We start from the raw sequence: 14,566 nt of genomic DNA on the forward strand, positions 1-14,566 counted from the left end.
GTTATGCGGCCCGCTCCGTGCGGTGACGACGACACTGCGCAATCAGCAACCCCAATGCTGCGGGCGTCATCCCCTCAATGGAACCGGCCTGCGCGATTGTTCTTGGCCGTGCCGCTTCCAGCTTGGCTCGCAGCTCGGCCGATAATCCCGAAATCGTCCCGTAGTCGAGCTTATCGGGAATTGAAATCGCTGCGTCTCGCGAAAGAGCGGCGACATCAGCCTTCTGCCGGTCCGTGTAAACGGCGTAAGTCGCTTCGATCTCGACCATCTCCGCGATCCTGGACGCGACCGAACACAGTTCCGGCCAGATGCCCGAAAGCCGATCATAGGTGATTTCCGGTCGCGACAGAAGATCATAGGCAGAGCGCCTTTTACCATCGGGATTCAATTGGAGCCCATGCCGCGCAGCTTCGTTCGGCGTCAAGGTGAGATCCGTGAGGAGAGACCGAGCCTCATCGAGATCCGAACGCAGCGTATCAAAACGCTTTCTCCGCGCCGCTGCGATAATACCAAGGTTGGCGGCGATCGGCGTCAGTCGAAGATCAGCGTTATCCGCCCGCAACATCAGTCGAAACTCCGCTCGACTCGTAAAGAGCCGATAGGGTTCGGTCACGCCATGGCGGATCAAATCATCAATCATAACACCGAGATAGGCCTCGCCGCGGCTGATCGTCTGCGCGGTCTTTCCCAACGCCTGCCGCGCCGCATTGAGTCCGGCGAGGAGCCCCTGCCCCGCAGCTTCTTCGTAGCCGGTCGTACCGTTGATCTGCCCAGCCAGAAAGAGCCCCTGCATGGCCCGACTCTCCAGCGTCGGCTCAAGACCACGAGGGTCGAGGTAGTCATATTCAATCGCGTAGCCAGGCTGATGAATACGCGCGTGCTCCAGACCCGGAATCAATGCAATCATTTCTGACTGAACATCTTCCGGCAGTGAAGTCGAAAGGCCGTTCGGATAGACCGTGTGATCATCAAGCCCTTCGGGCTCGAGAAAAATCTGGTGACCGTCGCGATCACCAAAGCGCTCGATCTTGTCCTCGATCGAAGGACAGTAGCGCGGTCCGATACCCTCGATATGTCCGCCGAACAGCGCCGATCGGGACAGATTTTTCCGGATGACCTCATGAGCTTTCGGCGTGGTCCGGGTGACGCCGCAAGCGATTTGCGGAACCTCGATACAATCCGTCATCAACGAGAACGGCACCGGCTGATCATCAGCCTCCTGACGTCCGATCGCGTCCCAATTGATTGTGCGACCGTCGAGCCGGGCAGGTGTGCCCGTCTTCAGGCGCCCCATCTTGAGGCCCAGCCCACGAAGCCGCTCGGCTAGTTTGTTCGAAGCATTTTCCCCGGCACGACCGGCGGCAATTCGTCTGTCGCCGATGTGGATGACGCCACCCAGAAATGTACCGGTGGTCAGAACCACGGCTCTCGCCGAGAGAATTGTCCCGTCGGCCATGACGACGCCGCAACAGTTGCCCTTCTCGACGACCAGATCCACCACTTCGCCAAAGACCGTAACGAGACCGTCCTGGTCGGCGATCAGTTCCTGAATGGCTCGGCGGTAGAGTCTGCGATCCGCCTGTGTTCGAGGACCACGCACGGCGGCGCCCTTGCGACGATTGAGCATCCGAAACTGGATGCCGGCCCTATCGGCCGCCTGGCCCATCAAGCCGCCAAGAGCATCGATTTCGCGCACGAGATGGCCTTTTCCGAGACCCCCAATGGCCGGGTTGCAGCTCATCGTACCAAGATTTTCAGGTTTCATCGTCACCAGCGCTGTAAGGGCGCCCGAGCGCGCACTCGCTGACGCGGCCTCGCAGCCGGCATGGCCGCCTCCGATCACAATCACATCGAAATTATGTGACAATTGGCCATGTTTCACGTGAATCACCACTCAGATTGCGCTCTGCTTCACGTGAATCCGAGCGTCAGTTTCACGTGAATCATTTACCGATGCAGAATCGGGCGAAGATGTCGTCTAATAATTGTTCCGCATCGACCTGTCCAACGATACGGCCAAGCGCGAAGCTCGCAGCCCGCAAATCCTCGGCAATCAATTCCACGGGTCGCTTATCCCAGCTCTCGATGGCATTTTTGCAATGCCTTATTGCCATCGAAAGTTGATCGCGTTGTCGTTCCGTCGCAGGCGGCAGCAGATCGGTGGCTGGAACCTGATCTTTCAGCCGCTCTGCTATAGCGTCGAGAAGCGAGTCGATTCCTTCGCCGGAACAGGACGATACGGCGAGCCAATCCTCGTCCGGAGCGACCGATGCATTAGAATCGGCCTTGCTCAGCACTTTGAGGGTTTCGGACGGTTCTTCCTGCCACGGCGGCTCGTGCCCCTCTTCATCCATCCAGAGGACAAGGTCCGCCTCGGCCACCGTCATGTGGGCCAGTTCGACGCCAACGCGCTCGACCAGATCCTCCGTTTCGCGAAGGCCCGCCAGGTCGACAAGAACGACCTTGTAGCCTTGAATATCGAGGCTCACTTCGAGCCTGTCGCGGGTCGTACCGGCAATGTCCGTAACGATCGCAACATCGCGGCCAGCAAAGCGGTTGAGCAAACTGGACTTGCCCGCATTCGGCCGCCCCGCCAAGGCAACACGAAAGCCGCGCCGTATGATTTCCGCGCCGCGAAAAGACGCCAGATGGCGCTCCATCTGGGCAGTCAGGGCTTCCAGTGACTGCCGCGCGGCCTTCGAAACATCCTCAGGCACATCGGCCTCGTCGGAAAAGTCGATTTCCGCCTCGAGCCTCGCACGCAGAACGGTCAGTTCATCCTGCCAGTGGCGGATAAGGGACCGCTGCTCGCCCGCAGCACCGCCCATGGCAAGCCGCCGCTGCGCTTCGGTTTCCGACTCGATGAGCTGGGCGAGCGATTCAGCCTCGGTCAGATCCATCCGGCCGTTGGCAAAGGCGCGGCGCGTGAACTCGCCAGGCTCGGCCGCCCTAAAACCCTCGAGTGCAGAGAGATGGCTCAGGACAGCCGACACTACCGCCGGACTGCCGTGGAGATGGAGCTCCGCAACATCTTCGCCGGTAAAGCTATGAGGTCCGGGAAAGAAGAGGACGAGACCGCTATCGACGATCTCGCCATCGATTTCGAGGTTGCGCAACACGGCCTGCCGCGCTGTCGGGACCTCCAGAGTGAAAGATCCGAATACAGCTACGGTCGATGGCCCACTGATGCGGATGATTGCAACGCCACTCGGCACCGCGCCAGACGAAAGTGCAAAGATCGTATCGACCATATTCCGACTCTCCTGGAACGCGGCGGCCGTCTACGAACTCTCCGTCAGGTATTCATGCTGTCAAAGAACTCGTCATTGTTCTTTGTCTGCTTGAGCTTGTCGATCAGGAACTCGATTGCGTCGGTCGTCCCCATGGGCGACAGGATGCGGCGAAGAACGTAGATCTTCTGCAGGTCCTTGCGCTCCACGAGAAGGTCTTCCTTACGGGTTCCGGACTTGAGAATATCCATCGCCGGATAGGTCCGCTTGTCTGCCACCTTGCGGTCGAGGATGATCTCCGAATTGCCGGTGCCCTTGAACTCTTCGAAAATGACTTCGTCCATGCGGCTGCCGGTATCGATCAGCGCCGTTGCGATAATCGTCAGCGATCCACCCTCTTCGATATTGCGCGCTGCGCCGAAGAAGCGCTTCGGACGCTGGAGCGCGTTGGCATCCACACCACCCGTCAGCACCTTGCCCGATGACGGCACGACGGTGTTGTAGGCCCGGCCGAGACGCGTGATGGAATCGAGCAGGATAACGACATCGCGGCCATGTTCGACGAGACGTTTGGCCTTTTCGATGACCATTTCCGCCACTGCGACGTGTCGCGTCGCCGGTTCGTCAAAGGTTGAAGCAACCACTTCGCCCTTCACGCTGCGCTGCATGTCCGTGACTTCTTCCGGCCGCTCATCGATCAACAGCACGATGAGATAGCATTCCGGGTGGTTCGTCGTGATCGAGTGAGCGATGTTCTGCATCAGCACCGTCTTACCGGTGCGCGGCGGCGCCGTGATCAGTGCGCGCTGACCCTTGCCGAGCGGAGCAACGAGATCGATGACGCGACTCGACAGGTCCTTCTTCTCCGGATTGTCGAGTTCCATCTTGAAGCGCTGATTGGGAAACAGCGGCGTCAGATTGTCGAAGTGGATCTTGTGCCGGATCTTTTCCGGATCATCGAAATTGATCGTATTGACCTTGAGAAGGGCGAAATAGCGCTCGCCTTCCTTCGGGCTACGGATTGGACCTTCCACCGTATCGCCGGTCTTCAGCTGGAAACGTCGAATCTGTGAAGGCGAGATGTAGATATCGTCAGGACCGGGCAGATAGTTGGCCGAAGCGGAGCGCAGGAAGCCGAAACCGTCCTGAAGCACTTCCACGACACCTTCGCCGATAATCTCGACATCCTGATCGGAGAGCTTCTTGAGAATTGCGAACATCAGTTCCTGCTTGCGCAAAACCGATGCGTTCTCGACCTCGTGCTCTTCGGCGAAGGCGATAAGATCCGGTGGGGTTTTGCTCTTCAGGTCCTGAAGTTTCATATGTTCCATGTGAATCATCCAAATTTTGCGAGCCGGATATGACGGGTCGATCCATCAGCCGGCGAAAACAATTGGGGGAAGCGCAGAGGTGTCGCGGATAAATTCATATCGGGGCGAGGCGCGACGCGATGCGCGAAAGGAGGGTGAACGCTGCATATCGGAGGCGTTCGGCATATTCAAGAGATCGCGGACCGTTTTACGGTCCCGCGCGCTTAGAATGGTTTTACGATCACCATCACGACGATCACGATCATGAGAAGCGTCGGGCCCTCATTGACGATGCGCCAATGGCGCGTGTCTTTCTCGTTGCGGTCTTCCGCGAACCGGCGTGTCGCAGCCGAGAGATAACCATGAAGGCCCGATAGCAGGAGGACCGAAGCCAGTTTCACGTGAAACCAGCCTTCTGAAAAAGCGCCGGATGTGATCGCGAGATAGAGTCCCAGCACCCATGCCACGATCATCGCCGGATTCATGATCGCCCGCAGGAGGCGGCGCTCCATCACCTTGAAGGTTTCGCTTTCCGGAGAACCGATCGCAGCCTGCGTATGATAGACGAAAAGCCGCGGAAGATAGAGCATCGCCGCCATCCAGCTAATAATCGCGATGACGTGCAAGGCTTTTGCCCAGAGGTAAAAACCATCTCCGGCCCATGCGAGGAGAGCGAGCAGCAAACCTGCCGTAATGACGAGAGACAACACGGCGCGGATGGCCGGATTCTCGCGAAAAGAGCGCTTTCCCTCTCCCATCAGTTCATGTCTCGTGCGCGTCGGGGCCAGCTTCGGACCCGATCGATCATACGCTGAACATTCTCAATCGGCGCCTGCGGCGTGATGCCATGGCCGAGATTGTAGATGAAAGGTCCATCCGCCAGTGCAGCGAGAATTGCGTCGACGCCTTCATCCAAGGCATTGCCACCAGCTACCAGACGAAGCGGATCGAGATTGCCCTGGACCGGCCCATCCTTTTGCAGACGCCGCGCCTGATTTAAAGGCACCGTCCAGTCCAATCCGAGCGCATCGACGCCGGTTGCCTGACGATAGCCGTCATACAATGAACCTGCGCCTTTCGGAAAACCGATGATCGGCACATCGGGAAAGCGCGAACGGATGGCTTCGACGATCAGTTTGACCGGTCGCACGCAGCAGCGCTCGAAACTCGCTTCGTCGAGAACGCCGCTCCAGGAATCGAAGATCTGAACCGCGTCCGCGCCCGCTTCGATCTGGCGAATGAGATATTCGGATGAACGGCGCGCCAATTCGCCGAGAAGCGCATCCATTCTATCAGGGTGCTGATAGAGAAACATTCGAGCCGGCGCCTGGTCGGGGGTTCCGTGTCCGGCGATCATATAGGTCGCGACCGTCCAGGGGGCGCCGCAGAAGCCGAGCAGGGTAGTCTGTGCGGGCAACTCCTTCCGCAAACGCCCAACCGTCTCGTAGACAGGGGCAAGACGATCGTGAAAGCCGGCAACGCCAGAGAGCCCTTCGATCTCATCTGCCGCGATTGGCGTCATGATCGGTCCACGGCCTTCTTCGAACCGGAGATCACGGCCCAGAGCGTGCGGAACGGTCAGAATGTCGGAAAAAAGAATGGAGGCATCGAATCCGAAACGCCGGATCGGCTGGAGTGTCACCTCGGTCGCGAGTTCCGGATTATAGCAAAGGTCGAGAAAGGATCCGGCCTTTTGTCGTGTCTGCTTGTACTCCGGTAGATAGCGACCTGCCTGCCGCATGACCCAGATCGGAGGCGTTTCTGCCGAGGCCCCTCTCAGAACATCGAGTACGATACGTCGATCGGTTTCCGTCACGGCCATTTCCCTCGCGCCAGCGTGGATGACTATCCCACCTAAATTTCTAAAGAAAACTCCCGAAGGGATATTGTTTATTCTTAGAGTCGGTGAGAGTCAGGAATTATTCGGTGTCCCCAAGCCCGCGTAAAAATTGCTGGCCCGTTGCGTCGGCCATATCGCGGACCAACAGGTGGGGACAAGCCCTAACCGTGTTAAGAATTTATTAATTCCCTGCAGGCCTTTGCGGGCGTGTCGAGACAACGAGGCACCGATGGATAGAGCGGGGACGACGAAGCTTTCATCCCTGATGTTTTCCACATTCGGTGTTTTTCACCCAAAGCACTGATCGCTGTGGACAAATCGTTGAGTTTTACAGGCTCTCGGGCCGCCTTCGACAAGGAGGCACAAATGCCCCCAATGATTCACACCACCCCGATTCCAGCGGGGAGAAGTTAACAAACTCTTACGCCCGATATGGACTCGCGGACTTTTCCGAGTCGCCAGCCTGTCTTGCGATGATTCGCACTGCCCGCTAACCGTGGCTTGTAAGCGGGAGAACCTAAGGGACGGCGATGAACGAAACGATAATTCTCGCATCGGCCAGTCCGTGGCGGCGACAATTGCTGCAGGATGCGGGTCTCACCGTGGAGGCGGTGCCGTCCAAAATCGACGAGCGGAGCGTCGAGACGAACATAGCGCAAGGTAACGCCGAGCCGGCTCATCTGGCTGTCGAACTTGCCGCGGCCAAAGCGATATCCGTTTCAGAGCACCGTCCGAACGCCCTCACCTTGGGCGCCGATCAGGTGCTCTCTTTAAACGGCGAAATCCTTCACAAATCGGCCAATCTCGAAGAGGCTCGAGAGCGGCTTTTGAAGCTCTCCGGCCAGACCCATACGCTTTCGAGTGGCCTCGTACTCTGCCGTAACGGCGAAGCCATATGGCGTCATGTTTCGGTCGCGAAGATGACCGTCCGCGATCTCGAACCCGATTACATCAGCCGATATCTCGCCTCGGTAGGGGAAACGGTCCTAGGGAGCGTGGGCGCCTACCAGATTGAAGGGCCGGGCATCCAGCTCTTCGAGCGAATCGAAGGGGACTACTGGACGATCATCGGACTGCCGCTTCTGCCGCTTCTCAATGAATTGCGCCGGATAGGAGCGATCGATGGCTGACGAATCCATTCGCTCAGGTGTTATCGGGCACCCGATTACCCATAGCCGCTCGCCACTTATTCACGGAAATTGGATCGCCGAATACGGGATCGATGGAGCATATAATGCCTACGATGTTTCGCCGGCTGATCTTTCTGGATTTTTACGTCGGGTTCGCGGCGGAGAGTTGGCGGGCTGCAACGTCACCATTCCACACAAGGAGGCGATGCTCGAACATATCGACGAACTTACGGACACGGCCGAAGCCATCGGCGCCGTCAATACCATCTGGCGGGAGGCAGACCGACTGTTGGGTGACAACACCGATGCCTATGGATTTCTCGCCAATCTGGATCATGCGGCGCCGGGCTGGGACGAGAATCCTCGTTGCGCTGTCGTGTTGGGTGCCGGTGGCGCGGCACTTGCAGTCCTCCACGGACTTCTCAGCCGGGGCTTCGCCGATATCCGTATCGCGAACCGTACGGCAGCAAGGGCTGAACGGCTCGCCGCACGGTTTGGCGGATCATGCCACGCCATGGACTGGGCGCGCGAAGAAGCTCTCTATTCCGATGCAGATTTTGTCGTGAATACGACTTCACTGACCATGGGCAACGAAACGGACCAGCAAGTTTGGAGTGGTCTCGATCATGTGGCGGAAGGCGCCACTGTCACGGATATTGTCTATAGCCCGCTGCAAACATCGCTTCTGAAGGCCGCGCAGCGGCGCGACCTGCCGACCGTAGATGGCTTGGGCATGTTATTGCATCAGGCCGTTCCGAGTTTTGAACGATGGTTCGGAACGAGGCCAGAGGTGACACCGGGTCTCCGCCGGCGGGTGGAAGAGGATCTCGCAGCCGGACATTGACCATCTGAACGTCAAGCAAGGGGCAACGCATGAAGAAAGTTGGTCTGACCGGCTCCATCGGGATGGGCAAGAGCACAACGGCCCGTATGTTCGCGAAATCGGGCATACCGGTTCACGATGCCGATGCGACGGTGCACCGCCTCTATGCGAAAGGAGGTGCGGCCGTGAAGCCGGTCGGCGAGGCCTTTCCCGATGTGGTGCGCAACGGCGCTGTAGATCGCGACGCTTTGCGCGAGCATGTGGTTGGAAATGACGAGGCCATGGCGGTTCTCGAGAGGATCGTCCATCCGCTTGTCCAGGCCGACGAAACCGCCTTCCTGGCTGAAGCCGAGCTGGAGGAGGCGCCCTTTGTTCTTTTCGATATTCCCCTTCTTTATGAAACCGGTGGCGACGCGCGGATGGATGCGGTCATTGTGGTGACCGCACCTGCGGATATCCAGCGCAAACGTGTTCTCGAGCGGGAGACGATGAGTGAGGAGGATTTTGAGCGCATTCTCGCGCGGCAGGTGCCAGACGCGGAAAAACGCAATCGCGCCGATTTCATCATCGAAACGGGGGAGGGGATGGAGCCGGCCCGCCGTCAGGTCCGCGAAGTGATCGAACAGATTACCGCGATGGACGAATAAAGGCATGTGTTGAACGGATTTCCGTTCCTGATCCGTTCACTACCCCGTGACCTTTATCTCTGATTCAATCCGGATGGGAATAAGGGAAGCGGCACGATGCGGGAAATTATCTTCGATACCGAGACCACGGGGCTGGATTTTGCCCTCGATCGGGTGATCGAAATAGGCGGCGTTGAGATGGTGGACCGTATTCCAACCGGTCGCACCTTTCACATGTTGATTCATCCCGAAGATCGCGATGTTCATCCGGAAGCTCTGGCGGTCCACGGCATCGGTATGGACAAGCTGGCCGGAAAGCCGTTCTTCCGCGATGTCTGCGACGAGTTTCTGTCGTTTTTCGCGGATGCCAAGCTGGTCGCCCACAATGCCAGTTTCGATGTGCGCATGATCAATGCCGAACTGGCGCGTATGCAGCGTGATCCGCTACCGCCGCATATGATCGTTGATACGCTGGAGCTTGCGAAACGCAGGCATCCAATGGGCCCCAACAGTCTGGATGCGCTCTGCAAGCGTTACAGCATTGATTCGTCGCGTCGCACTTTTCACGGCGCGCTTCTCGATAGTGAACTGCTGCTCGATGTCTATCTCGAACTCACTGGCGGCCGGCAGACATCTCTCGGACTGACGGCGCGTCGTGGCGGCGATAGCGATGAGTCCGACAGGGAATTCGATCTTCCGATAAGAGAGCGGCCATTGGAGCCACGTCTGACAAGCGAAGAAAAGGCCCGGCACTACGAAATGGTGCAAAAGCTCGGTTCCGAGCCGCTCTGGCAGAAGTGCGATCCGTCCTACATGCCAACAGAGCTTCTGGAATCGGCCGGCTGACGGAAAAGGCGGGACGAGAGAGACCGCCCCGCCTTGTTTCACGTGAAACCTAAATGGATTAATTCACGGACTGGGTGTTCTGTGACACCGCTTCCCGAGCCTTCGCTTCGGCAGCTGAGCGCGCGAAGAGCTGGGCGAAATCGATCGGCTCGAGCATCAGGGGCGGGAAGCCACTGGCCTGCACCGTATTGGCGATGACCTGACGGGCGAACGGGAAGAGCAGGCGAGGGCACTCGATGTAAACGACCGGCGTGACGTGCTCGGTCGGGAAGCCCGAAACCTTGAAGATGCCGCCATATTCCAGCTCGATATGGAAGACGACTTTTTCTTCCATCGAGGCCTTGGCTTCCAGCTTCAAAACGATGTCGAATGTGTCATTGCCGAGAGCATTGGCATTGACGGCTACATTGACGTTGATCGCCGGATTGCTCTTCAGTTCGCGCAGAATGTTCGGCGTCGCTGGGGCCTCGAAGGAGAGATCCTTCATATACTGTACGAGGGCGTTGATCTGCGGCTGCGGCTTCTGTCCTTCGGTCGCCTCTGGTTTCGGCGTCTCGTTCTCGGCCATTTCCATTGTTCCTTTAGTCTTGCGCACGGTGCTCGGCGCAGCGTCTGAATTGCGCTGGAGGGCTATCATGGCTTGCTGGACCGAACAAGTTTCAGCCAGAGCCTATTCCCGGTGGACGTGATAATCCTCGCTATCGAGATCGACGACGTTCGGGCCGCTCCGGGGCCGCGGTCGCGAGGAGGGGCCAGGGCGGGGCTGCCCCTGCCTCTCGAATATGCTGCTGCTCGCAACCAGAACCACGTGCTGGCGAAGAAAATGCCACGCACTGTCTCGAAGCGCAGGTATAAAAAGCAGAAAGCCTAGCGTGTCGGTCACGTAGCCCGGCGTCATCAGCAGGACGCCGGCCAAGGCGATCATCAGACCATGAACCAGTTCCCGGCCCGGCACGCGGCCTGCATCGATTTCTCGTCGGATCGCATTGAGCGTCGCCAGGCCTTGGCGCCGCAGCAGGATCGACCCGATGATGGCGGTGATGACGATGCCGAGCAGAGTCGGAAAGATACCGATCCACTGGCCCACGGCGATGAAGGCGGCGATTTCCGCTATTGGAATGGCCAGAAGCAGAAACGGGATGATGCCGAAACGCAAAAGATCGATCCTTCTCTTATCATAAGTTCGTTCTGATCCGTCCTGCTATATGGGAACGATGGCTCGCCATTTGAACGGCTGGAATTTCAGTCTATATCCGAAGAGAAGAAACCGCGCTCCGAGCGCTCCCAAGGCATGGATCCCAACCGGCTATGGAATTTGTCGATTTGAGTACACTGTTTTTTCTCGTGTTGGCGGTGGTGATCGCCTTCCAGCTACGGAGTGTACTGGGACGGCGTACCGGTCGCGAACGCCCGCCGACCGATGTTTTCCGCACCCCGGATGAGGCCCGCGACGACAATGTGGTGGCTCTGCCTCGCCGCGAGGGGCAGCCGACGCCGGAAATGGCGGAAGACGATACGGAAGAGCGTGTGCGGCAGGCAGACCAGATCGCCAAACCCGGCACGCCCGCCAATGACGGTCTGCGGACGATTGTCGAAAAAGATCCGTCCTTCGAACCGCGCCGCTTTATGGATGGCGCGCGGGCAGCCCATGAAATGATCGTGCAGGCTTTTGCGACAGGCGATCGAAAGACCCTGTCCAGCCTTCTTTCTCCCGAGGTGATGCGCGATTTCGATACCGCCCTCATCGAGCGGCAGAAGGCAGGCCATGAGGTCGAGAGCACCTATGTCGGGCTGGAAAAGGCGGACATTCAGACCGCCGGCATGAGTGGCAACGAGGCCCAGATCACGATCCGCTTCGTGTCGCAAATGATTTCGGCCACCTATGACAGCGAACGCAATCTCGTCGAAGGGGATGCGGATCAGGTGACGGAAGGTGTCGATGTCTGGACATTCGCCCGCGATGTCACCTCGCCGGATCCGAACTGGCAGCTGATCGCAACTGGCGACGCCTGAGCCAGTTATGGCTGTGACGGAGGCCGATGCGCGTTTCACGGGGCCCGTCCCGTTGGACCAATTGCCTGGCTGGCGGAATGACGACCAGCACCTCGCGGTAGAGGCGCTTCGACAAAGCGCCCTGATGCCGCATCGCGAGATTTCCACCCGTCGCTACGATCCGACCGAGGCCTATCTCGAACCGGTTCTTTCGGAGCTACTTTGCCACGCGGCTGGCGACGCCGCTGCGGCGCGCACCTATTTCAAAGAGCATTTCGAAGCCTGGCGGGTCCGCCGGCTCGACAAACGGCCTGGCCTCGTAACTGCGTATTACGAACCGGAAGTCGATGCTTCGCGCCGTCGGACAGCGGTTTTTTCGACGCCGCTGCACCGACGTCCCGCCGATCTGGTGGAGATTGATGAAACGAATCGGCCTGCCGGCATGGATCCCTATTTCCGGTTCGGTCGCCGCATTGACGGCAAGATCGTCGAGTTTTTCGACCGTGGCCAGATCATGGACGGTGCACTGAATAATCGTGGTCTGGAACTGGTGTGGCTCCGGCCGGTCGATGCCTTCTTCATTCACATTCAGGGGTCGGCTCGCCTCCGCTTTTCCGATGGGACGCGCACAAGGGTCGGCTATGCCGGCAAAAGCGGTCATCGCTTTTCAGGTATCTCGATGAGTCTTCTGAAAGAAGGCGCGATCGACCGCTCCGGTCTTTCCATGCAAGGCACACGCGCATGGCTCGAAGCTAACCCGGACCGTCATCGCGACGTGCTGGCCCGCAATCGCTCCTACATCTTCTTCCAGGAAATCACGGAAAGCGATCCAGAGCGCGGGCCATATGGTGCGGAGGGGTGTCAACTAACGGCAGGTCGGTCGATTGCCATCGATCGGACGTTGTGGCGCTACGGCACGCCCTTCTTCATCGATGCGCCGTCGGTTCAGGGCTTCGAGAAGCCGTTTCAGCGGCTGATGATCGCGCAGGATACGGGAAGCGCAATCACGGGAGCGGCACGGGCTGATCTCTTCTTCGGCTCGGGAGATGAGGCGGGTGAGCGCGCTGGCGGCATCAAGGAAGATGCGCGGTTCTGGGTTCTCTGGCCGAAAGCGGCCCCGCCGCCGGGCAGGTCGTCGTGAGGCGGCGCAGTGGTCAAAAGGAAAAGCACCTGTCGGAGGAGGACCGTATCCTCTGGCATCGGGTTGCGCGGAGTACGCGCCCCCTGCATGGCAGCGCCTCCGTTCAGGCGATGATGCCCGAACAGGACGACGCACAGGCGCCGTCATTCGATGTGACCAAGGCGGCTTCGCAGCTGACGGAAAAGTTTGCGAATCCGGCTGATAAAGGCGCCGCTCACAAGCAGCGCATGCCGCAGCCTTCGATAGACCGGATTCAGAAGCGGAAGCTGGCGAAGGGGCGTCTGCCCATCGAGGCGCGGATCGATCTGCATGGTCTGATTCAGGCCGAAGCTCACGATCAGCTTCTGGCGTTTCTTTCCGCCGCTGTTGCCAGAGGCCGCCGCCACGTCCTCGTGATTACCGGCAAGGGCTCTTCGCCGCAAAGCCAGGGCGTTCTGGCACGGATGGTCCCCCAATGGCTCAGCACGCCTCCCTTTCGCACGCTCGTTTCAGCGCATGAACCGGCGGCGAGACACCATGGTGGCTCCGGCGCACTTTATGTGCGTTTACGTCGGCGTTGAAGTCAGGAATCCGGCTGAAGATTGGCGGCTGAGAGCGCCTCACATGAGCTGTTCGAGTTCATCCAGTTTTTCATTGACGAACCAGCCATAGAAATTTTCCCGTGGCATACCGCCACGCGCTTTCAGCGCACGTGCACGGTCCTCGGGGTTGCCGAGATTATAGAGCGTCGCGGTCAGGCCCGGGTTCTGGCTGATATCCATACCGGCAATATCACGATAGGCGGTAATGCTCATCCGGATCGCCGCGGCGACATATGGCAACGTCGTGTCGGGGTCCATGATGGTCGCATAGACCTCTGTCGGCTGGTCGGCCGACAACCTCGGCAGTCCTGACACCCGATTGACGAGATCGGAGGTCTCCAGCGCCGTCAGGGGATTGAGCTGGCCCAGCCCGAAGGTCTGACCGGCATAGAAGGGCTGAAAGAAGACGGCTGAAAAGCGGTTGTCCGGCCAGGATTTCCCGCCGACAGTCTTGCCCCGAAAGCTCTCGTTCCAGACCTTTTCCCGGCAGGTCCAGAGTTCATAGCTGTCGCTTTTTCCGCCGCAGGGTTCGAACTCGGGTCGCTGGACGAAATCGGTGACGTTCTCGCCGTCATAGGCAAAGCGGATAGCAGAACCCGCATAGGCCATAGCCTTTACATAGTAGGTCTGGAAATGGTCGTACGCATCGACATTGAAGGTGTGCTCGCCGACAAGCGCGCCGATGATATGGATCGGATCGATCTCATAGGCCTGCGCGGCCTCGCGGATCTTATTCTGCAGCTTGTCGTCGCCTGCGATCAGTTCCTTGATCTTCCGGTATTTCGCTTCATAGGTGGTTCGAAGCGCGGCCGTCCGCTTGGCTGAAGCACCGGGCACGGGCGGCTGTGTAGCCGAGCGGTTGCCGGGCGGCACAATGGTTGCGGCGCTCACGGGCGCGGCCGCAAGCAGGCAGGCTATCAGAAAGACTGTCGATATGAGGCGTCGCATAAGACAGTGGTTAGGCGATCGGACACGCCTTGTCATGGCCCAAGCGCCAATCGAGGCCACAAAGCCATAGCCTGTGGCCTCGATGCAATCATGAGACTT

At 58.9% G+C, this 14,566-nt stretch carries 15 protein-coding genes; 7 read left to right on the top strand and 8 right to left on the bottom strand.

Annotation, left to right across the window (positions count from 1 at the left end):
* Position 1: 1 nt before the first annotated feature.
* The 5 genes from mnmG to hemE form a co-directional block, all read right to left on the bottom strand.
* Complete coding sequence (gene mnmG / locus D8780_RS13745) at positions 2–1,867, bottom strand: tRNA uridine-5-carboxymethylaminomethyl(34) synthesis enzyme MnmG (RefSeq protein ID WP_121646113.1); 1,866 nt, start codon at positions 1,865–1,867, stop codon at positions 2–4.
* 76 nt (positions 1,868–1,943) lie between these two features.
* A complete protein-coding gene (gene mnmE / locus D8780_RS13750) occupies positions 1,944–3,251 on the bottom strand; it encodes a tRNA uridine-5-carboxymethylaminomethyl(34) synthesis GTPase MnmE (RefSeq protein WP_121646114.1) in 1,308 nt (435 codons plus the stop codon).
* A gap of 44 nt (positions 3,252–3,295) precedes the next feature.
* Positions 3,296–4,561, bottom strand: coding sequence for a transcription termination factor Rho (gene rho / locus D8780_RS13755; protein WP_121646581.1), 1,266 nt, complete (start codon positions 4,559–4,561; stop codon positions 3,296–3,298).
* Positions 4,562–4,764: 203 nt separating this feature from the next.
* The gene (gene hemJ, locus D8780_RS13760; protein ID WP_121646115.1) at positions 4,765–5,298 is read right to left on the bottom strand and encodes a protoporphyrinogen oxidase HemJ; all 534 of its coding nucleotides are present in this window, start codon (positions 5,296–5,298) and stop codon (positions 4,765–4,767) included.
* A complete protein-coding gene (gene hemE, locus D8780_RS13765) occupies positions 5,298–6,356 on the bottom strand; it encodes a uroporphyrinogen decarboxylase (protein ID WP_245412349.1) in 1,059 nt (352 codons plus the stop codon). Before hemE ends, hemJ begins: the two co-directional genes overlap by 1 nt.
* Positions 6,357–6,910: 554 nt before the next feature.
* On the opposite strand from hemE, the gene D8780_RS13770 reads away from it, so the two are divergent.
* The 4 genes from D8780_RS13770 to dnaQ all read left to right on the top strand — a co-directional run bounded on the left by D8780_RS13770 (position 6,911) and on the right by dnaQ (position 9,805).
* The gene (locus tag D8780_RS13770) at positions 6,911–7,510 is read left to right on the top strand and encodes a Maf-like protein (protein ID WP_121646117.1); all 600 of its coding nucleotides are present in this window, start codon (positions 6,911–6,913) and stop codon (positions 7,508–7,510) included.
* A complete protein-coding gene (locus D8780_RS13775; RefSeq protein ID WP_121646118.1) occupies positions 7,503–8,354 on the top strand; it encodes a shikimate dehydrogenase in 852 nt (283 codons plus the stop codon). The genes D8780_RS13770 and D8780_RS13775 overlap by 8 nt, the downstream gene beginning before the upstream one ends.
* A 29-nt stretch (positions 8,355–8,383) precedes the next feature.
* Positions 8,384–8,980: a dephospho-CoA kinase gene (gene coaE / locus D8780_RS13780; RefSeq protein ID WP_121646119.1), complete on the top strand. Its 597-nt coding sequence runs from the start codon at positions 8,384–8,386 to the stop codon at positions 8,978–8,980.
* 96 nt (positions 8,981–9,076) lie between these two features.
* Positions 9,077–9,805, top strand: coding sequence for a DNA polymerase III subunit epsilon (gene dnaQ, locus D8780_RS13785; RefSeq protein ID WP_121646120.1), 729 nt, complete (start codon positions 9,077–9,079; stop codon positions 9,803–9,805).
* 58 nt (positions 9,806–9,863) lie between these two features.
* Here the strand turns inward: dnaQ and secB are convergent, their stop codons facing one another.
* The gene (secB, locus tag D8780_RS13790; RefSeq protein ID WP_121646582.1) at positions 9,864–10,373 is read right to left on the bottom strand and encodes a protein-export chaperone SecB; all 510 of its coding nucleotides are present in this window, start codon (positions 10,371–10,373) and stop codon (positions 9,864–9,866) included.
* A gap of 102 nt (positions 10,374–10,475) precedes the next feature.
* Positions 10,476–10,961 carry an FxsA family protein gene (locus D8780_RS13795; protein WP_121646121.1) on the bottom strand — a complete coding sequence of 162 codons (486 nt, stop codon included), beginning with the start codon at positions 10,959–10,961 and terminating at the stop codon, positions 10,476–10,478.
* Positions 10,962–11,113: 152 nt separating this feature from the next.
* Between D8780_RS13795 and D8780_RS13800 the strand changes: the two genes are divergently transcribed.
* The 3 genes from D8780_RS13800 to D8780_RS13810 are packed head-to-tail and all read left to right on the top strand — an operon-like array spanning position 11,114 to position 13,498.
* Positions 11,114–11,818 (top strand): Tim44/TimA family putative adaptor protein, encoded by a 705-nt coding sequence (locus tag D8780_RS13800; protein ID WP_121646122.1) that lies wholly within the window; start codon positions 11,114–11,116, stop codon positions 11,816–11,818.
* 7 nt (positions 11,819–11,825) lie between these two features.
* Positions 11,826–12,938 carry a murein transglycosylase A gene (mltA, locus tag D8780_RS13805; RefSeq protein ID WP_121646123.1) on the top strand — a complete coding sequence of 371 codons (1,113 nt, stop codon included), beginning with the start codon at positions 11,826–11,828 and terminating at the stop codon, positions 12,936–12,938.
* A complete protein-coding gene (locus tag D8780_RS13810; protein ID WP_121646124.1) occupies positions 12,935–13,498 on the top strand; it encodes a Smr/MutS family protein in 564 nt (187 codons plus the stop codon). Before mltA ends, D8780_RS13810 begins: the two co-directional genes overlap by 4 nt.
* Before the next feature lie 39 nt (positions 13,499–13,537).
* Here the strand turns inward: D8780_RS13810 and D8780_RS13815 are convergent, their stop codons facing one another.
* The gene (locus tag D8780_RS13815; RefSeq protein WP_121646125.1) at positions 13,538–14,467 is read right to left on the bottom strand and encodes a DUF1402 family protein; all 930 of its coding nucleotides are present in this window, start codon (positions 14,465–14,467) and stop codon (positions 13,538–13,540) included.
* Positions 14,468–14,566: the final 99 nt, after the last annotated feature.

Source organism: Notoacmeibacter ruber, assembly GCF_003668555.1.
In the GTDB taxonomy this organism is placed as follows: Bacteria; Pseudomonadota; Alphaproteobacteria; order Rhizobiales; family Rhizobiaceae; genus Notoacmeibacter; species Notoacmeibacter ruber.